At 55.6% G+C, this 19606-nt stretch carries 20 protein-coding genes and 1 pseudogene; 15 read left to right on the forward strand and 6 right to left on the reverse strand.

From position 1 onward, the window contains the following. Positions 1-108 precede the first annotated feature (108 nt). The 4 genes from WMO26_RS10845 to WMO26_RS10860 all read right to left on the reverse strand — a co-directional run bounded on the left by WMO26_RS10845 (position 109) and on the right by WMO26_RS10860 (position 3236). Entirely contained in the window at positions 109-855 is a 747-nt protein-coding gene (locus tag WMO26_RS10845) for a nucleotidyltransferase domain-containing protein (RefSeq protein WP_349220361.1), read from the reverse strand. After that, the gene (locus WMO26_RS10850; RefSeq protein ID WP_349220363.1) at positions 830-2149 is read right to left on the reverse strand and encodes an MATE family efflux transporter; all 1320 of its coding nucleotides are present in this window, start codon (positions 2147-2149) and stop codon (positions 830-832) included. The genes WMO26_RS10845 and WMO26_RS10850 overlap by 26 nt, the downstream gene beginning before the upstream one ends. Further along, positions 2146-2583, reverse strand: coding sequence for a MarR family winged helix-turn-helix transcriptional regulator (locus WMO26_RS10855; protein ID WP_349220365.1), 438 nt, complete (start codon positions 2581-2583; stop codon positions 2146-2148). The genes WMO26_RS10850 and WMO26_RS10855 overlap by 4 nt, the downstream gene beginning before the upstream one ends. 203 nt (positions 2584-2786) lie before the next feature. Further along, positions 2787-3236 carry a MarR family winged helix-turn-helix transcriptional regulator gene (locus tag WMO26_RS10860; protein WP_349220367.1) on the reverse strand — a complete coding sequence of 150 codons (450 nt, stop codon included), beginning with the start codon at positions 3234-3236 and terminating at the stop codon, positions 2787-2789. Positions 3237-3444: 208 nt separating this feature from the next. Here WMO26_RS10860 and WMO26_RS10865 point away from each other — a divergent pair, with 208 nt between their 5' ends. The 7 genes and pseudogenes from WMO26_RS10865 (at position 3445) to WMO26_RS10890 (ending at position 10015) form a co-directional block, all read left to right on the forward strand. Beyond that, entirely contained in the window at positions 3445-4827 is a 1383-nt protein-coding gene (locus tag WMO26_RS10865) for an MATE family efflux transporter (RefSeq protein WP_349220368.1), read from the forward strand. Between the two features lie 790 nt (positions 4828-5617). After that, on the forward strand, positions 5618-6457 hold the full coding sequence (locus WMO26_RS10870) for a site-specific integrase (RefSeq protein ID WP_349220370.1): 840 nt from the start codon (positions 5618-5620) through the stop codon (positions 6455-6457). 265 nt (positions 6458-6722) lie between these two features. Further along, positions 6723-7325, forward strand: a complete 603-nt coding sequence (locus WMO26_RS10875; protein WP_349220372.1) for a leucine-rich repeat protein — start codon at positions 6723-6725, stop codon at positions 7323-7325. Positions 7326-7341: 16 nt separating this feature from the next. After that, positions 7342-7422, forward strand: a pseudogene (locus WMO26_RS13630) (hypothetical protein); the annotation flags it as partial. A 21-nt stretch (positions 7423-7443) separates the two neighbouring features. Further along, on the forward strand, positions 7444-8226 hold the full coding sequence (locus WMO26_RS10880; RefSeq protein ID WP_349220373.1) for a leucine-rich repeat protein: 783 nt from the start codon (positions 7444-7446) through the stop codon (positions 8224-8226). A 124-nt stretch (positions 8227-8350) separates the two neighbouring features. Further along, positions 8351-8563, forward strand: a complete 213-nt coding sequence (locus WMO26_RS10885; RefSeq protein ID WP_071442138.1) for a helix-turn-helix domain-containing protein — start codon at positions 8351-8353, stop codon at positions 8561-8563. Positions 8564-8602: 39 nt separating this feature from the next. Beyond that, entirely contained in the window at positions 8603-10015 is a 1413-nt protein-coding gene (locus WMO26_RS10890; RefSeq protein WP_349220374.1) for a LuxR C-terminal-related transcriptional regulator, read from the forward strand. 62 nt (positions 10016-10077) lie between these two features. Here WMO26_RS10890 and WMO26_RS10895 read toward each other — a convergent pair whose 3' ends face one another. Then, positions 10078-12027, reverse strand: a complete 1950-nt coding sequence (locus WMO26_RS10895; RefSeq protein ID WP_349220376.1) for an amidohydrolase family protein — start codon at positions 12025-12027, stop codon at positions 10078-10080. Positions 12028-12065: 38 nt separating this feature from the next. Beyond that, the gene (locus WMO26_RS10900; RefSeq protein WP_349220378.1) at positions 12066-12275 is read right to left on the reverse strand and encodes an AbrB/MazE/SpoVT family DNA-binding domain-containing protein; all 210 of its coding nucleotides are present in this window, start codon (positions 12273-12275) and stop codon (positions 12066-12068) included. Between the two features lie 400 nt (positions 12276-12675). Between WMO26_RS10900 and WMO26_RS10905 the strand changes: the two genes are divergently transcribed. Genes WMO26_RS10905 through WMO26_RS10940 form a run of 8 tightly spaced genes read left to right on the forward strand, consistent with a single transcriptional unit; the run spans position 12676 to position 19606 of the window. Beyond that, positions 12676-13002, forward strand: a complete 327-nt coding sequence (locus WMO26_RS10905) for a hypothetical protein (protein ID WP_349220379.1) — start codon at positions 12676-12678, stop codon at positions 13000-13002. Positions 13003-13035: 33 nt separating this feature from the next. Beyond that, entirely contained in the window at positions 13036-14337 is a 1302-nt protein-coding gene (locus WMO26_RS10910) for a glycoside hydrolase family 3 protein (protein WP_349220381.1), read from the forward strand. 42 nt (positions 14338-14379) lie between these two features. After that, positions 14380-15570, forward strand: coding sequence for a hypothetical protein (locus WMO26_RS10915; RefSeq protein ID WP_349220383.1), 1191 nt, complete (start codon positions 14380-14382; stop codon positions 15568-15570). Between the two features lie 34 nt (positions 15571-15604). Continuing rightward, the gene (locus WMO26_RS10920) at positions 15605-16741 is read left to right on the forward strand and encodes a hypothetical protein (RefSeq protein ID WP_349220385.1); all 1137 of its coding nucleotides are present in this window, start codon (positions 15605-15607) and stop codon (positions 16739-16741) included. 52 nt (positions 16742-16793) lie between these two features. Next, positions 16794-17138 carry a hypothetical protein gene (locus tag WMO26_RS10925; protein WP_349220387.1) on the forward strand — a complete coding sequence of 115 codons (345 nt, stop codon included), beginning with the start codon at positions 16794-16796 and terminating at the stop codon, positions 17136-17138. Between the two features lie 32 nt (positions 17139-17170). Further along, positions 17171-17674 (forward strand): zinc ribbon domain-containing protein, encoded by a 504-nt coding sequence (locus WMO26_RS10930; RefSeq protein WP_349220389.1) that lies wholly within the window; start codon positions 17171-17173, stop codon positions 17672-17674. Between the two features lie 35 nt (positions 17675-17709). Beyond that, the gene (locus WMO26_RS10935; RefSeq protein WP_349220391.1) at positions 17710-18327 is read left to right on the forward strand and encodes a zinc ribbon domain-containing protein; all 618 of its coding nucleotides are present in this window, start codon (positions 17710-17712) and stop codon (positions 18325-18327) included. A 16-nt stretch (positions 18328-18343) separates the two neighbouring features. Then, a complete protein-coding gene (locus tag WMO26_RS10940; protein ID WP_349220392.1) occupies positions 18344-19606 on the forward strand; it encodes a hypothetical protein in 1263 nt (420 codons plus the stop codon).

The following is a 19606-nucleotide window of genomic DNA, read 5'->3' on the forward strand; positions in this document are numbered from 1 at the left end:
GGCGCGAACATTCGCGCCGCCTTTTTTGTTTTCCGCAAGGGAGATGCACCGCCGTTTTGCCGAAAAGGGAACACAAGCCCGCAAAGCGTCCTGTGAAACCAAAAGGACCTATTTTTCACCGCGTTTGGTTTGAGATATGCATTTCCCTTTTGCTGGCCTGGAGGTGCTGTCCGGGTTCGCCTCCTGCAAAAGTTGGCGGGCGCAGTCGAAAAGCAAGCGGGTAAGCTCGTCTGGAGAGAGAGCTTCCCGGTTTGCATCCCAATGCAGGTATCGCTCGATGACCGCCCGGTAAAGCCCGGAAAAGCATCCGGCCAAGTCCTTTTTGCGGGGGATATACTGCCCGGATTTTAGAAACCAGAGCTCCTGCAAGGCGAAACAGGCGGTCTTATACGCGGGCTTGAGATCGTCATCGTTTCCGTCTCCACCCTCGAACAGATACCGGTGGCCAGCCATGTGATAGAGCCCGGAAGCGGCGATGCGGATGCTTGTGCGGATGTCCTGTTCCCCAAAGGCCGGGGCGATGCCCTCCAATGACCCAGAGAGAGTCCGGCTTCCCATGGTGAACTGGAACATTTCGTGCGCGGGCCAGGCGGCAAGAGCTGCCGCGTCCCCCACAAAGCCGCAGGCTTTTTCCCCCTGGGGCATTTCTTTCAGAAGGGCCTGGTAATCGTCCAGGTCAGAGAGGGCCAGCTCGTCGAGAATCAGGTGAATATCGATGTCGCTTTCCTCGGTGGCTTCCCCTCTGGCATAGCTGCCTGAAAGGCCCAGGTATAAAAGCCGCGGGCCGAATCGCGCCTGGCATTTCCATGTGAGAAGCCGGGTAAATTCGTCAATGGGAATCAGATTTTGTCGCATGTCTGCTTCGCTTCCTTTCGAGTAAAATAAAGAGAAGGCTCAGCCCCATGGCAAACACTTGGGAGAATAGGACGGAAAGCCAAGTGCCGGTGATCCCCAGAAGCGGCGGAACCAACAGCAGGGAAAGACCCAGAAAAACGGGTTCCCCGTAGATGAGAACGGCGGCTAAGGCGTGTTGGTTGGTGGCGTAAAAATAGGCGGTGGTCACCCGGGAGACGCTGATGCACAGATAACCCCAGATAAAGATGGGAAGCACATCGGCCACCATCTGTGTCACCTGCCGGGAAGCCCCAAACAGCGCCGCCGCTTCGTTACGGCAGAAAAACAGCACACCCATGCAAACAAGCCCCACCAAAAACGAGAACCCATACGCCAAGCGGCGCACCGCCATGGTTTTTGCGGCGTTGCCTTCCCCAAACGACCGGCTTAAAAGCGGTTGGCTGCCGTCGCTGACCCCCTGCAAAAGCAGCATGACCACCGCCGAAATATAGCTGATGGGCGCGTAGCAGGTGACTGCCAAGGCTCCGCCGAACAGGACGGCGCTCTTGTTGACGAATATCAGGGTAAGGTTGGGCGAGAAGGTCAGCCCAAAGGGAGAGATGCCAGCCTTCAGGAGTGTCGAAAACAAAGTCCAGCCCTTCCCTTCAAACCGCAGAAGGGGCTTTTCTTTCTTCATGAGAAAGAAAAGGAGACACACCAGGAAGGTTACGCCCTGACCGGTGACGGTAGCGGCGGCCGCCCCTGTCATTCCAAAGGGTAGTTTCCAGACGAACAGATAGTCGAGCGCGATGTTCGTGACAAAGCCCGCCATCATGGCGGCCATGGCCGTCACCGACCCGCCCATGTTGCGGATGAAGGGCACAAGCCCGGTTGCCAGCACCTGAAACAAGGCGCCGTATGCAATACAATGGATATACTCCAGGCCCAGCGCGTGAATTTCCCCCGAGGCGCCGAACAGCGTCAGCAGCCCGGGTGCGCACAGGAGCAGCACAAGGGTAAAGAGAGCGCCCGTCCCCAGCAGAACCAGCAGAGACATGCCGAAATACTGTTTGCCGCGCACCTGGTCCTTCGCTCCCATGCAGATGGCATACTCAATGGCGCCGCCCAGCCCGACGCCGGTACCGGCCGCCTGCAGCAGCGCGGTCATGGGATAGGCGATGTTGATGGCGGCCAGCGCGTTGTCGCCCAGGGCGTTTCCTACGAAAAAGCCATCCGCGATGGCGTAAATTCCCGACAGGGCGAAGGCCAGCATGGACGGGAGCACATATCGGAAAAATTCCTTAGAAAATCTCAATCACTCACCTCTTTAAATAATCGGTTGTACCTGGCAGTGTTTTGAAGCAGGGCCTTGGTGCGCTTTGGCCCAAGTTTTTCCCAGACCAGCCGCTCGTGCTCCTGCATGTCCTCAGCCACGGCGCATAGAAACTGCCTTCCCGTTTGGGTCAAACCGATGATTTTGTTGCGCCGGTCGACCTCGGAAGGAGTCAGCACTACCCATCCTTTCTTGACAAAGGCTTTTAGAATGGTGTGGACCGTCTGCTTGGGCAGAAGCCATTGGGTGCAGATATCCTTTTGGCTGTATTTCCCGTCCGCCTCCGCTAGCGACAGGGCTACCAGCAACTCATAAAAGGACAGGCCTCTTTTCTCAGCCCATTTCTCATACATGGCGTTGGATTCCTGCCAGAGAGCCGTATAGGCTTTGAGCTGTTCGAATCCTTCTTGATCCATTGCCATCCCTCCGATTAGTCTGTTGGCAGACTAGAATAGCACGACAAGCCCTTAAAGTCAAGCACGTTTTTGCTATAAAAGCGTATTTTCACCCAGAAAAACGACGGGGTATCCGTCGTTTTATCCAATCTCCTTTTAAAATCAAAAAGAACCCCGGCTGCAAAAGTGCCGGGATTCTGTCAGATATGCGTAAAATGGTTGGATCAGGAAGGCCGGCTTTGAAAGTACACGCTGATATTTTTTGCCACTTTCTGCAAGAGCTCAAAGAAAATGGCCCGTTCCACCTGGGTCATGTTGCCTGTGATCTGAAACGCCCACTCCTCCCCGATCTGCTTGAGGACGGGATACAGCTCCCGTGCCTTCTGCGTGGGGGAGACGTCGGTGGATCGGCAGTCCTTTTCATTGGGTCGCCGGGAAACATACCCCTCCTGCTCGAGTTTACCGAGCATCTTCGCCACCGTGCTTTTGTCCATATCCAAATAGGAGCAGAAACAGTGCTGCGCCACCTTTCCCTGTTCGCAGGTGAGCAGGATGAAGGGGGCCTGGCCGCTGGTCAGCCCAAGGGGTTTAATCCGTTCGTTTAAATACATCTGAGTCTTGCGGTAAATCTGCGAAATCGGCTTTAATATATCCGGCGTGGATGCCTCTTCCATTTCCATTTCCCTTCTTTGTGCATTGGTTTGCATTGCAACCCTAATCATAGGCAATCTTTTTCACCCTGTCAAGGGATTTTCTCTTGACAATAAAAATGGAAAGGCGTAAAATGACGAAACGGTATTTTTTTGCATATTTTTGACGAGGCTGACCGGCTGCTTGGTTGCAAGGCAAACGGTTTGAGCGATGGAATTAATGGAGGGAAACATGAGTCAAAAGGAAATTCCAATGAAGGAAAACAAAATGGGCGTTATGTCCGAAAATAAGCTGCTGGTCACCATGTCGCTGCCTATGGTGATTTCTATGCTGGTCCAGGCGCTTTATAACATTGTGGACAGTATGTTCGTGGCCCAGATCAGCGAGAATGCCCTGACGGCGGTGTCCCTGGCCTTCCCGGCCCAGAACCTGATGATCGCGGTGGCCACCGGTACGGGTGTCGGCATCAACGCCCTGCTTTCCAAAAGCCTGGGAGAGAAGAATTTCCCGCTGGCCAACAAGGTGGCGGAAAACGGCGTTTTTCTCGCCGTGCTCAGTTTCCTGGCATTTGCACTTTTGGGCGGCTTTTTCTCAAGGACCTTCTTTTTGATGCAGACTGACATTGGGGAAATCGTGGACGCGGGGACAGATTATTTGGTCATCTGCTGTGTTTGTTCCTTCGGTATTTTCTTACAGGTCACCTTTGAAAGGCTGCTCCAATCCACCGGCAAAACCTTCTATACCATGATTACCCAAGGCACCGGCGCCATCATCAATATTATTTTTGACCCCATCCTGATTTTCGGCCTGGCCGGGTTCCCGAAAATGGGCGTGGCCGGGGCAGCTGCGGCTACTGTGTTCGGCCAGATCGTAGCGGCGGTGATGGCTTACTTCTTTAACCGGCACAAAAACCATGAGCTGCATCTGGAAATCCGTAAGTACCGGCCAAGCGGGGCGGTCATCCGCAAAATTTACGGGGTTGGCGTGCCCTCCATCATTATGGCGTCCCTGGGCTCGGTCATGACCTTTGGAATGAACAAGATCCTGATGTCGTTCACCTCGACTGCTACAGCGGTCTTCGGGGTATATTTCAAGCTGCAGAGCTTTGTGTTTATGCCGGTATTCGGGCTCAATAACGGCATGGTCCCGATCATTGCGTATAACTACGGCGCCCGTAAAAAGAGCCGGATCGTGAAAACCATCAGGCTGAGCATCTGCTACGCGGTGGGGATGATGCTTTTGGGCCTTGCCGCCTTCTGGATTTTTACTCCCCAGCTTCTTTCCATCTTCAACGCCTCCCAGACTATGCTGGAAATCGGCGTGCCGGCCCTGCGTATCATCAGCTTAAGCTTTTTGTTCGCGGGTTTTGGAATCTGCACCCTTTCCATTTGCCAGGCGCTGGGGCACGGCTTTTTAAGCCTGACGGTGTCGCTCATCCGCCAATTGGTGGTGCTGCTGCCTGTCGCGTTTGTGCTGTCGAAAGTCGGTGGCCTGTCGTTGGTTTGGTGGGCGTTTCCCATTGCAGAGCTTGTTTCAGTCGTGCTGTGCGTGATCTATTTGCGCCATATTTTCCGAAAGGAAATCGACCCTTTGGAAATAAAGCCCAATATCTAGTTTTTTCTGTGAGAAGAAACCCGCCTGTGCATTCCCCTCCGTCTTGAAAAGGAAGTATAAGAGCAGAGGGAACCGGCATAAGGGAAGGAAAAGGACAGGCGAAAAGGCCTGTCCTTTCTTTATGCGCCCAAACACGGTCAATTCCTGTCATACTAAGAACAAGGCGGGAACTGCGGCAGAGAAAAAGTAGCGGAGAACAAAGAGGAAAACAAGTAACGCTCAAGAATGGAGAGACCGGAGAAACGGACGGAGAAATGTAGAGAAAACCAGCCTCGCCGCCTGACGAAACTTCGAACCTTTCGTCGGGCGGGCCACTGCGGGCGGCGCTCCCATAAATTGGGGGCACCGCTTTTCTGCGTTTATTGAGAGTTATCAGTATTCGTCATACTAAAGATGTAGCATGAAAAGACGAAGGGAGTGAAAAAAGCAGTGGCCTACCTTGACGATAAAGAGGCGGCAAACGGTTCGAAGAAGCAGTGACCTGTCTGAACGAATAACGGCGGTAACTGGTTCAAAGGAAGCACAGCAGACCCGACAAGGCTGTGCGGCTCCCGCTGGGTGCGGGAAGCAGCGACACGGGAAGAACGATTACACAGTCGATGTTGAAAAAATCGACGGGTAAACGGAGCTGCCAACGGCAGCAGAGTGAAAAAAACGCAAAGCCCATGAAATCGGGAAAACAGCACCGGGAAGCTGTCTAAAAAATTTCGACAAAACGCCCAACTAACCCCCCGTTTTCAACGGGATAACTGCGCCCACTTGAAAGGAGGCCGGTATGAAATAAAAATCTATGGTACGGCAGGTGCAGGAAGCCCTGCAAGTTCAACTGCGGATTGGAGAGAAACGCCGTGAAGCAAAGAAGGCACAGTACAAATGCCGGACGCTTGCAGAAGCCCGGCCCTATGTAGAAACCTACCTGCAAAACGGGATTGACCTGGGCATGTCCGCCTATACCCTTGCCACACAAAGGGCGGAGCTTTGCAAGCTTTACGACTGTACAGCGCAGGACTTTGCCGTAATCCTTCTCCACAGGGAACGGCAGGACATTGAGCGAAGCCGGAAGGAAGCCGCCCGAGATTACGGCTTTTCCAAAGAGAATCACGCAAATATCCTCGCCTTTGCCAGAGCGACCGGCCTGCGCCGCCATGAGCTGGCGGCAGTAAAGCCGGAGCAGATACGGGAAAATGCGGACGGGAGCGTAACACTTTGCGAAGTCAAAGGCAAGGGCGGCAAGGTGCGGGACATTGACGTGCTGCCGGGGAAGGAGGAAGCGGTCTTGAAGTTTGCGGGAAATCCTGCCGGAAAACCCGTCTTTGCTTCCGTCCCCTCCCACATGGACGTACACGGCTGCCGGAGGGAGTACGCAAACGCCATGTATCACAGCTATCAGGAAAAGCTGCGGAAAACGGAAGGAAGGGATTTTCGAGACCTTCCGCCTGTCTGGGAGCTGCGGCCAGTACAAAAGCCGGATGGGAGCCGCGTCAAGGAATGGCGGCTCGTATCTTCCTACTATCGGTGCAGGAAGGACAGGCAGGGCGCGGCCTATGACAATAAGGCCAAGCTGTACGTCAGCCGACAATTAGGCCATAACCGGATTTCGGTCATTGCCGGGCACTATCTGGATAAGTAAAACGGAGCAGGCAAACGGAAAACAGTTGAAAAAAATTATGGTATAGTATATGCGTATATCTATACAGTTTTCTAAGTCTTTGCGCTGCCTTCCGGCGGGGCAGGAAAATTCACAAACAGGGGCTTGGTTTCTATGGAAAAAAAGAGCATGGTTTTGTCAGTCAGTCAAGGATAACTCTGCCCTTTTTCTTGTCAAGTCAAAAAACACAGAAATGTAAAAGGCGTGTTTCGCCCGTGTAGGAATTATCACGGGCGAGATGCGCCTTTTGTTGTTTGAACAAAATGAAAAAGGAATGGCTCTGTTGATTGCGGCGGTGATGGTGGGTATGATGATCCCCGCCACCGTGTTCGCAGCGGCAAACACCGAGTATTTCGATGTAAACGGTATCTTTTATAAAATCGTAGGTGAGAATGCAAAGACAGTCGAAGTCGTGCACCCCAAGAGATTAGCCGGCGGTTCGATCGGCACCTCATCGGATAGCGGTAAGATTGAAGTACCTGCGAAAGTTGAACATGCTGAAAGTGAGTATTCCGTCGTCGGCATTGGGATGGAGGCTTTTTACAAGGCTGATTTCACCGGTATTGTGCTTCCAGAGGGACTGGAATATAGTAACAATCGCGCTTTCTACGGATCCAAATTGACGACGATTCACATCCCGTCCACCGTGGAGACGATCGGTACGATCAACAAGAATCCGACTTCGGGGCTTTACGCGGTGAATCCCGTATTCAACGACTCGGACGATGTGGTTAAATTGACAAGCATTACCTTTGCGCCCGGCAGCCAACTGAGAGCTATCGGTGGCGGTGCGTTTCAAGGCCACCGCTATAACGTCGATCGACTTGCCGGAGTCATTATAAACGATTGATCCCTTTGCCTTTCAGTTGTGTACGGAACCTGAAGAGATAGCTTTTCCCGCATCGCTTACGGATATTTATTTCAGCGCTTTCAGAGGCTGTGGGTCTAATATTTCTGCTGATATTGATTTGCATACGGAAATCGGTTCTAACGGCAGCAGATTTTTCGGAGCCTTAAGCGGCTGGCTCGACGGCAGTGACGTAACGGTCAACTTTGAAGAAGGCAGCCGTTTTGCTATCGAAGACGGGCTGTTTTACGACAACAAGGATTTGCTGGGGCCGATAGACCAAAGCATCGAAAGCGTGACAATAAGAGAAGGAACGGAATTGATCGCTCCATATGCTTCTTCCGGGTACGAAAATTTGTCGTCCGTCGAGTTTCCGGAAGGTTTAACAACGATTAGCGAAAATGCCTTTCAAGATGCCGATAATCTCGATTATATTATAATTCCGGCAACCGTTACGGAGATAGGATTGGGAGCATTTTGGAAATTGTTTATGCCCGAAGGAATGAATGTAACGGTCGTAATGGAGGGCAATACTCCTCCTTCTATGGAGAATTATGTGTTTGGATATAACGTTTTGGCAGAGAGTATAACCATCCTCGTGCCAGTTGATTCCGAGGAAGCCTATGCCGCAAACGACCAGTTTAAGCCTTTTTTTACAAATGCAGACGAAAGCATTAAAGAAGGTATCAGCGTAGGCGTTGAGTTCCCGAAAGATACCCGATTCTGCCCGGGGGAAACCTTTGAGATCAAATACATTATGCCTGAGGGTGCAAGCAACGGAATTAAATTTAGTTCTACACCGGGAGTGAAATACGAATTTGAATCGTGTCAGGCGGCGCATTGTTCAGCCAGTATGCAGGGAAAAAGAAACGGGAAAATACCTAATATTCCAGCCGCTCCGTAAAAGGAGCGGCCGTTTTCTTTTGGCTTAATATTCGTAAAAATATGTGATATCTCGTAAAATCCATTGACTTTTAACGCTTTCTGTGCTATACTGCCCTCCATGAACAAGGCGGGAGATGAAGCGTATGGCTGTCCAATACAACCGGCTGTGGAAATTGCTGATTGATAAAAAGATGAAAAAGTCCGCCCTGACAGAGCTGGCAGATGTGTCCTCCTCTACGATAGCAAAGCTGAACCGGGACGAATATGTAAGCCTGGAGGTTTTGGAGCGGATCTGCCGGGCGCTTCGCTGCGACATCGGGGATGTAGTGGAGCTGACGGAAGAATCGGAGAAATAACGGGACGCTTGCAGCGGCTTCTGTGGAAAGGGTGGTACGATGAAAGGGGAACTGAGAAAGCCGGCGTCTGTCAACGCCATTCTGCTGATCGGTATTTTCACTTTTGTCTTTTTAGGTGCGGAATATCTGTTTGTCAATATGATCTCCCTGTCGGTGACGGAAGGGAAAACCGTCATTGCCCAAAACTATGCGCTGGGCGCCAGCGCCGCCGGATTTTTCCTGTATCCGGCCATGGAACGCTGGGTCGGGAGGCGCTATAAAAGCGCGCTGACCTTTATCCTGGCGCTGGGTGCGATTATCTGTATCTTCATTGTCCAGCAGCATATCTCCTATGCGGCGACCATGACGGCAGGGATGATACTGTTCCTGCTGCTGGGCGTTTTCGGCAGCGCCGTCCACTATCTGGCTGCCGTCACCATAGACGGCGACAAGGTCTTGGCGCGGCTGGCGGGGATCGCCTACGCCCTGGGGATACTGCTCCAGTACGCGAACAACAACCTTGTCAACCTGGAGGTTGCGGAGGCGGCGTTCCTTTCGGTATTCCTGGCGGCTCTGAGCCTGCTGGTCATCCGAACGAGACAGGCCAACCGCAGCCGCATCGAGGCGTCGGAGGCCGCGGCCGTGTCTTCGGAACCTGCTGAAGACATTTCCCTCACCCGGAAAAAATGGACGGCGGGCGTTATGCTGGCGCTGCTGGTGGTGCTGATGGCCTGCGTGTTCAGCACGCTGGATAACGCCGTGACTCTCCGCCATGCGGGCGGGACGGATATCGGGCAGTGGCCCCGCCTGTTGCTGGCGCTCAGCGGCCTCGCCGCAGGCTTTGTCTTCGATATCCGTAAGCGGAAGTATATGGGACTCGTCATGTACTGCGTAATGATGCTGTCGGTTATGTCCATTGTGGTGCTGAACCTGGGCGGGCCGTTCCTGATCGGGCTGGTTGTCTTTTACCTGTCCTCGGGCTTTTTCGTTGTCTTCTTCACAACGGGCTTTATGGAGCTTTCCCGGCATATGCGCCTACCGTCGCTGTGGGCGGGCATGGGCCGTGCTATGAATAACGTGAGCGCGGCCCTGATCACCAACGGATCGGTGGCGCTGCTGGCCACTGGCAACAGCCTGGCCGCCATTGTCATCGCCCTGGTGCTGTTCGCGGCGGTCAGCGCCGTTATGGCCGTGTATACCGCCCGCATGAACGCCGTCATGGAGCCCAAAGAGCCGCCTGCTTCCCAAAAGTCGGACGAAGAGCGCCGGGAGGCGTTTATTGCAAAATACGGGCTGACCGAACGGGAATGGGATGTATTTTCCCAGATGATCTCTTCGGACAGCAGCGCCCAGGAGATCGCCAACTGCCTGTTCCTGTCCAAGCGGACGGTGGAACGGCATATCTCCGCCCTGTACGAAAAGACGGGCGCAAAATCCCGCATCACCATGTACCTGCTTTACCGTAACGATTAACATACAGGATAAAAGAACACCCTGCTTTCTCTCAGGAGAGGCAGGGTGTTTTTGTGTGCGGTTTAAGTTTTATCCGGCTGAATCCGAAAGAGGATTTTTTCAGCGCTTCCTTTTTTCTCCCCGCTCTGTACCATCTGTCCGGTTGTTTTGTCGTACCAGTACAGGCCGGTCCAGGCCCAGGGGAACATGGTGAGTACAAAGCTGACCTTATTGCAGGAATAGGACACGCCGTTTACGGTGACGGTTTCCTCCCCGAGCTTTTTGGCCTGAAATTCGCCCAGCCCCATCGCCCCGCGATTGTTTCCCGTCCCGATGGAGTAAAAAACGATTTCCTCCCTGTCGGACTGGATAAACGCCGGCATCGCCATGTCCATCATCTGATACCACAGCCCGGCGCCGATCCGGAACCTTTTGTCCTGGGCCTTGCCCTTGAAACTGCCGGTCAAACGGATAAAGTCGTTTTCCCGGACTGCCTCGATTTCGGTATGGTCGGACGGCCTTGTATACCGCCACTTCACCGCAGACAGGTTTTCCTCCACGGTATAGGTTTCGGTTGACCACGCCTTTTCCTCGCGGGAAATGGTTTGGCTGATTTCCTTTTCTTCCGCAAACCGTGAAATTTGCAGCTTGCGTATTTCCGCCCCGTCCTCCCGGACGTATGCAAGAGAGGTTACATCCGCAGGATAACGGTATGCCGGGATATCGTAAGCCTGGATGGGCTTTTGGGAAAAGACCACCCTGCCTTTGAGGAACACTTTGTCGATAAACTGAATGTTGGAGATGTTTTCCGCCGGGTTTTTGTCCAGCAGGATCAGGTCGGCTTCCATGCCGGGCTTTACACAGCCCTTCCGGCTGGCAATCCTTAAATGCTCCGCCGCGTTTTTGGTGGCAAGGACAATGGCCTGCATGGGAGTCAGCCCAGCTTCCACATAATAGGCGAGCTCACGATGTTCCGCCTCTCCGCCCATCATTTCCAGCATATTGTCCGTCCCCATGGCTATCGGGATCCCGGCGTCATACAGCACCTTCAGGTTGTGCAGGCTGTGAACCAGGCGATTGGGATCTTTTTCATAGGTCATGGCGTTGACGGTGGGGACAAAGCGCGCCCCGCTTTCCTTCCAAAGCCGGATGATATCGTCGCCGGGATCCAGGGATTCGTCCAATATCCCGTGTTCAATGCCGTAAATCCCTGCTTCCAGAAGCTCGCGGACGTCCTGCTTGTAGAAAACGTGGGCCGTGGCCATCAGGCCGTTTTTATTTCCTTCCCGGATAATCTGCCGCATTAGCGTCGGCGCCATTTTGGCGATTTGCAGCTTTTCGTCAAAATACCAGTAGTCACCGCCCTGATAGGTGAGCTTCAGGAAATCCACACCGTCCCTTTTCAGTTTTTCCACGCCCGCGTGTACCTGCTCGGGCGTGGAAACCTCTATCGCCATCTCCTTGCGGATCCATGGATTATTTCCGCCCAGCGTATTGGCCGGATGGCCGTCCGGCGCCGTGAAGTTCGGCCCAACGGCCAACAGCTCCGGGCCGGCGATTTTCCCCGTCCGTATCTGCTCACGCAGCTTGTAAATGAAATGCCGGGGCGCGCACAGGTCTTTTACCGTTGTAACCCCATAGGGCAGGATGCGTTCCTTGAAAATCTCCGGGATTTCCGCTTTCAGAAAACGGTCGCTGTCCGCGTCGCTCCGGTTATTCAGCCCCTGAATGTGGACGTGACAGTCAATCAGTCCGGGCATCAGCGTTTTGCCCGAGCCGTCTATCACCTGGGCGTGCTTTTTAACCAGCGGCTGGGCGGTGATCTGTGCAATCAGGCCGTCCTTGACAAGCACATTTTGGTGATAGAGCTCACTGCCGTCCCCCACGACGATATGTACGTCCCGCAGAATATATCCGCCTGTTTTCGTCCGTCTTCTGCGGGCAAGAAGCTTGAAAACGATAAAAAGGACGATGGCTGCTCCTAATATTATCTGGCCCCACCCAATGAGTGGAATCCCCAGTATTGTTGGCATAACAGATTCCTCCTTTCCGCTTTTCCTCCCGCATGGCGTTATGGCTTCCCGTTCCCGAAAATCCGCCGGAACCACTCGGAAAACGCCGGCTTCGGCGGAATCGCCATGCCCTGCTCCTCGTCCCCCAAGATGATGAGGGTGTCTCCCGGCTGGATGTCAAAAAGCTCCCGCGCTTCTTTCGGGATCACAATCTGCCCTTTTGTCCCCACCGTGACGGTCCACGCATATTTCCCCTTTGGCTTCTCCATAACCATTCCTCCTTACATCTACAAATCATACTTATTATACTTTACATACTTCAAAATATCAAGGGAAGTGCGAGGACAAACGCCTGGAAAATAAAATTTATGCCGTCCAGCGGACGGAACAGGAAAAATCAGAAAAGAAATGCAGGCCCCATCCCCTTTTTCAAGGAGATGGGACTTTTGTATATATAAATTATAATAACAGTCTATTATTTCATATAATATGCATAAATGGCGGTTGACCGCCATCGGTTTTTTGAAAAATGGCGGTTGACCGCCACCTGTTTTGATACGATTGGCGGGATTTACGCATAGACAATCCGGCCTCTTTTTACCTAAAATGAGGGCGTAAGAATCCACTTCCCGGCGTCTGCCGCGGTTCCCCAAAAATTCAGGAGAAAAAATGATGGAATGCGTTCAAAGAGAACTTCCCTATGTGCGCTCCTATGTCCTGCGCTCGGTGTACGGCGTGCTGCGGCAGGAAGGGGTTGCTTTTGAGGAGGAAGCGCCGGGAAAGGTTATTGCCGAATGGAGAGCGGGCGGAACAGACGTCTCCCTTTCCATAACGGCGGAGGAAAAAGCGTTTGGAACCGAACTGACGGTTTCGCTGCGCCGCCCCTGCGACGGGATACCAGAGCAGAAGGCGCGCTGGAGCCTGCAGGAGATGATGGATCAGATCGTCCGGCATTTGGAAAATATCCTGATGACGGAAGGGTCGGAAGACGCCTGAAAAACGCCGCTTCAGGGACAGGAGGTGTGAGAAATGACGGGGATAAAATGGAAGAGAATGCTCGCCGCCTTGTGCTGCGCTTTCATCGCCATATCCGGCGGGTGTGCAAATCCCAGCACTTCTTCGGGCAGTTCTGTTTCCCAGAAATCCGGCATACCGGTGCCGCAGGAAACGTCTGAGACGCAGGCTCCTTCCCGGACGGCGGAGAGCGCGTCCGAACCGTCCGCCCCGTCGTCAAGCGTGCCTGAAAGCCAGAGCAAACCGCCGAAGAGCGACGGGCCTTCTGTCGGCTGGAACAGCATAGACGAGATTCTGGCAGGGATGTCCCTGCGCGATAAGATATGCCAGATGCTTGTTCTCAGCCCGGAACTGCTCACCGGCGTTTCCGGCGTAACGGCGGCCGGGGAAACCACCTGGCAGGCGCTTTATGATATGCCGGTGGGCGGCCTGATATACAGCCGTCCCAACCTGAAAAGCCGGCCCCAGGTTCGTGACATGCTGTTCAACACCCAAAGCTATTCCAAAATACCGCTCATACTGACCTGCGACGAGGAAGGCGGGCGCGTCAACCGGCTGATGAGTACGGTGGGTACGACATATATCGGGCCGATGTTCGGGTATAGGGACCAGGGGGCGGAAACCGCGAGGCAGAACGCCCACACCATTGCTTCGGATATGCGGGTGCTGGGATTTAACGCCGACCTGGCTCCGGTGGCGGATGTGTGGTCGAATCCGGACAATACGGTCATCGGCGACCGGGCTTACAGCGACGATTTCGCACAGGCGGCTGAATTGATCCCTGAGGCGGTCCGGGGCTTTCACAACGGCGGCGTGGCAACCACGCTGAAGCACTTCCCAGGCCACGGGGATACGCTGGCCGATTCCCATGACGGCGCTGTATATGTGTCGAAGACCCTCGAACAGCTGCGCCGGGAGGAACTGCTTCCCTTTCGGGCGGGGATTGCCTCCGGCAGCGATATGGTGATGATCGGGCATTTGATCCTGACCGAAATCGACGCCGCCCAGCCCGCGCCGTTTTCCTACCGCATCGTCACGGAGCTGCTCAGGGAGGAGCTGGGCTTTCAGGGAGTGGTCATTACCGACGGGTTGCAGATGAAGGCGCTGACCGACTCCTATACCAGCGGGGAAATCGCCCGCCGTGCGGTGTCGGCAGGAGTAGATATCCTGCTTTGCCCGTCAAACCCGCAGGCGGCCGTCTCCGCTCTGGAGGAAGCGGTCGCGTTGGGAGAAATCAGCGAAGAGCGGATCAACCAAAGTGTGCGCCGGATCCTTGCCATGAAGGTGAACCGCGGGGTTTTGAAACTGGAGGGCTGAGAAAGCCCTGCTGTCCGCACACCAGCTTCAGGAGGAAAGAGAATGAACGAACAAACCGATTTGATTCAATATACCAAAAAGCGAAGCCTCTGCAGGCGGCTGTTGCCGCTCCTGCTGGCGATGGGGCTGCTGCTGGCCGGCTGCTCCGGTGGGACGGAGCCCTCGGAGGCGTCTTCCGATACAGGCGGCCCCACAGCGTCCGCCGGCAGCACGCCTGCCGCTCCGGCGCCGGAACCGGAGCCGGAAACGCTAGAGCAGGAGCTTTTGAAAAAACGGGGCGTCGCCTTTGACCAGTCGGATTACAAAGCCCTTACCGGCGCAGAAGGCGTGCTGAGCCTGCAAACCGTCTTTTCGGATCTCAACCCCAAAAAGGCCGGCGGCAATCTGTCCAGCGTCTTCCTGTCCGGCGGAAAAATCTATCAGTACCGCTGCGACGCGACCCTGCCGGGGGGACAGAACTGCCGGGAGGTGGGAACCCTGCCCCTTGCGGAACAGCCCGTCTACCTCCAGGCCAACGATTTCAACGGCGCCGACCTGGAGGTGGTCTACCGGGACGGGAAACGGTATTCGGTCAAGTCTGCCAGCAACAACGGCCCGTACACTGCGACGGAGAGCAAGTATCTCCATCCCGTCCTGACGCACGCCTGGCGCTACAGCGCAGACGGAAAAACGCTGACCGAGGACGTCGGGCTGCGGGACAGAGCCCAGCGGATTGTGCACGTCGGAGGCAGCTATCTGCTGATCGCAGATGGGAAGCTGGAGACGGCGGCAGAACGACAGCTCCCCTCCGAGAACTTTGAAGGGATTTATTTTGACGACGATGAGGACGGCTATATTGTTTACGAGGTGGCGGACGAGGCCGTGGGGGACGGGGAAAAAGCGGTTGCCATCTTAAACGGGAACATCCTGGCGACCGATCAGGCGTTTTACCAGATTGTGTACGACGATATCCCCGAGAGTTTTCTGGATCATGAGGAAAAGACCACCAACGCCGACGGCACCCCCGCCGCCTATCTCCCGAAATTCGGCGGCGGCGACCGCTACCGGCTTGTAAAGCTGGAGCTGCTGAGCCGGTATTACAGCAATGTGCTCACCATTGCCCACGATTACATCATCACGGCGGACTACAAGATTCTCCCCGTCACGGAAGCGATAGGCGAGGACTATGAATCAGGCGAGATCGCAATCCCGGCGGATGTGCAGGAGAAGCTCGGCGCCCTGCATGGCTATTGAAATTAAGAGCGGATTGATCAGGAGGCATTCTATTATGAAAAAGACAAGCGTACTATCCCTGCTGCTGGCGGCGGCGCTGGCGCTCTCCCTTACCGGATGTGAGCTGCCGTGGAAGCTGGGCGAAAAGGAACCCGTCGTCAACAGCGACGGGACCATCACGAAAGAAGAAAACGACGTAAAAATCACTGAGACAGCGGCCAGGTCCATCGAAACCGAGCTGTATGAAACGGCGGATTTCAGCCTGCAGATCCCCAAGGGCTGGACAGTCACCAGCGGCGGTACGGCCATGTACCATTCCATCCGGGTGCAGGATCCCAGCCAGCCCCTCAACCAGATGTTTGTCCTGCTGAAGGCGGAGGGCCTGCTGCACAGCCAGGAGGGAAAGGACGCCTATGCGTATAACGTCACCATGGGGAACACATGGGCGCAGATGCTTTCCCAGGCGCCGGTGCTGACAACTCCCTCCACCGAAAACTTTTTCAAGCTGTTTTCGGAATACGCGGTGTTTGCAGAGCAGTGGGAGCCGAGCTATGCCGGCTATACCTTCCCCCGGTTTGATGGCTTTACCGTCACCGACCGCTTTGCCTCGGCCAGCCTCCTGTCCTCGTATGCTCTGGGAGAAGAGACGCTGCGGGCGTCCTTTACCGAAAACGGCAAGGAGGGCGAGGGGATGTTTGCCGCGTCGGTGGTGGACTTCGGAAGCGCTGATATTGCTGCAGGACCGCCGTCGGGCTATATCATCCCCCGGGCGGACGGCGGCTACTACATGGCATACAACGTCATGGCGGTCACCGCCGCGAAGGATACCTTTATCGAATGGGAGAGCGTCCTCACCAAATGCCTTGGAACGCTCGCCTATTCTGAGAGTTTCGTAAAAGCCACTGAGCAGGCCGGTGAAGAAAAGGTGGCGATGTCAAAGGAAATCAGCCGCATCACCAATGAGAGGCTGGAAATCATAATGGCGGCCTGGGAGGGACGGAACGTCGAGCAGGACATCACCAGCCAGATGCAGAGCGACGAAACCGGCGGCTACGAGCGCGTGTACGACACGCAGACCGGCGAAACCTACCGGGCGGAGGCCGGCTGGTATGAAAGCACCGGCAGCGACCGCTACAAGCCGGTGACTGACAAAAAGTTGTATGCAGAGCCCATCAGCGGCTACATCGAATAGGAAAGCGGCGGAAAAACGCAAACAATGAATATATGACAAGGAGGGAAACGGAATGCGTCAAGTGAAAAGGCTCCTTCCTTATGTCCGGCGGTATGTGCAGATGGCCGTTTACGACGTGCTGGACGCGGAGGGGGCGGAATACCGGAAAGAGGAAAGCGGCGCGGTGGTCGCCCGGCTTTCGGTTTACGGGAACGTCAGCACCTTCAGCCTTTCGACGGAGATACAGGACGTGGGAACCGGGCTGACGGTTTCCATGCGTGAGCCCTGTCCCGGACTGTCGGTCCAGGGAGAGGAACGGGCGGTGACCGCCGTAGCCGATAAGGTCGCCCAGTACCTTGAGAACGAGCTGCTGATCAACCGCCGCTGTTTCGTGCCGGACCGGCATTATGCCGTATAGGTAACAGCAGCCGGGAAAGGGAGGAAATCGGAATGTCATTTTTAGATAAATTGGGCGGCATCGCCAAAAACATCGGGGACAAGACGGGGGATATGCTGGCGGTCAACAAGCTCAACTCAAAAATCCACGCCGAGCAGCAGGCTGCGGCGGAGGAACTGAGAAAGATCGGCGAGTATTATTACGGCCTGTTCCTATCCGACGGCCAGACGGCACCGGAGATAGCGGAGTTCTGCCAGTCCGCCAAAGCCCATTACGACGAAGCGGCGCAGGCGCAGGCGGAAATCGGCCGGATCCGTGCGGAGGCGGAAGCGGCCAAGGCTGCGCAGACTGCTGCACAAACTCCGGCCGCGCCTGGCGGTACGGCATGCCCCTCCTGCGGCACAGCCAACACGGCGGGGACAAAATTCTGCTGCCAGTGCGGGGCACAGCTGGAAGCGGGAGCGCCGGTGATATGCCCGCAGTGCGCCGCGTCCGCTGCCCCGGGCGTGAAATTCTGTCCGGAATGCGGGGCGCCGCTCTCCCGGCAGGGCGAATAAATAGACAATGAATCTGAATATCTGGAGGGATATCCATGGCAAATGAATCAAGAGTATTCCGGCTGCCCGCCGGTATGAGTACCCAGGTAGTGGCGAACGCCGTATCGTCGTTCCTGTCCTCCGCCAAAGGGATGGAGGTGCAGAGCGCCGAAACCACCGAAGGGTATGTGGTGCAGGGCCGCCAATCCAAGGACGGATGGAAAACCGTCTCGGGTATGCGCCTGGCGACAACGGTACAGATGATCCGGATGGACGACAACTTAAACGTCACCGTGGGCCAGGGCGAATGGTCGGATAAGATCGGGGCCGGTGCCCTGGGTTGGCTGGTGGCATGGCCGCTGGCGGTTACGGCGGGCGTGGGCGCCTACAAGCAGAAAAAGCTGCCGGAAGAGATTTTCCAGGTGATTGAGCAGTGCATCGTCTCCGGCGGCCGCTCGGTGGTGGTGCGAAACGCCGGGGCGACGCTGAACGCGGGCATGACCGTCTGCCCCTCCTGCAAAACCCAGTGCGTGGCCGGCTCCAGATTCTGCAACAACTGCGGGGCGAAGCTGGAAAACAAATGCCCCCAGTGCGGGGCGGAGATACCGCCCGGAAGCCGGTTCTGCGGAGCATGCGGAACGCCGCTTTCCCCGCAGGGCGCTCCGGTGCGATAAAGGGAGGAGATCGCGTATGTACAGGAAAAAACCGCCGGGGCGGCAAAAAGGCGCACGGCTTTTCAGTATGCTGCTGGCGGTATGCCTGATGATCGCGGCTCTTCCCCTGTCCGTGTCGGCGGCGGGGGAATATGTGCCGGGGAATCCCCGCTGGTCGGGCTATAAAAACCAGGTGCAGTGGGATCGGCCGGCGGGAGCAGCCTCCGGCGACAGCTTTGAATACGAGGCGCAGCTGCTGCTGGGCGACGATGTGGTCGAGTCCAAGGCAGTGGAAATCGACACCTATTTGTTTTTCACAAACGACGTTGTGACGCGGCCGCAGGAGGAGTACACCATACAGGTGCGCGCCAGATGGATCATGATCGTGGGCGACCCGGACGGCCAGTATATGGTAGCGGACGTCGGCGAATGGGGCCCCTGGGCGACCTCAGCCGGTACGGGCGCCGGAAAAGCCGAACCGCCCCATGAGCACAGCTATACCCAAAAGCATGACGCGGCGCAGCACTGGCAGGCGTGCTCCTGCGGCGACAAAAAGGATACGGCGGATCACAGCTTCGGCGCATGGACGGCGGACGGCAATACGGAAAGACGGGTCTGCACCGTCTGCGGCTACGCCGAGACAAGGGACGCCGCGCAGACGTCAGCCCCCGGGGAAAACCCGGATAACAGGCAGGATTCCGGCGGCGAAGGCATCGTGGAGCTGACCGATGAAAATACCGGCGTTTCCGTCTCCCTGTCCGAAGCGGTTCCGGAGGGTGTGGAGCTGTACGCCGGCGTCATGGAGGCGGAGAGCCTGCTTGAAAAGAAGCCGGAACTGAAAGAAGAACTGGACGGCTTGCTGTCGGTGTATGAGATCAGCATCCGCCAGAATGGGGAGCCGGTGGAAATCGAAGGCAGCGCCATGACGGTACGCATCCCGATGAACGGCCGTCTGGAGGGCTACGCCCATTACCAGGCGGTGCGGGTGGATGACGAGCCGGAGCGCATAGAGGCAAAGGCCGAAGACGGCAGCCTGGTCTTTGAAGCCGGCGGTCCGGGCCGGTATGCCGTACTCGGTTTCGATACCCCCTTCTCCGGAATCTCGACGCCGGAAGACGACGGGGCTGAGGAAAAGGGCAAAAACGCCGTCTATATCGTTCTGCTAGCCGTGATACCGGCGGCTGTCCTGCTGGCGCTGCTGCTTGTGTTCTTATATAGGAAAAAGCGGAAGGCACAGGAAAACCCGCCCGCCGGAGGAAAGGATCCGTCCGAACCGGACGGCGGAAATACCAAAAACTGA

Source organism: Solibaculum intestinale, assembly GCF_040096205.1.
Lineage (GTDB): Bacteria > Bacillota > Clostridia > Oscillospirales > Acutalibacteraceae > Solibaculum_A > Solibaculum_A intestinale.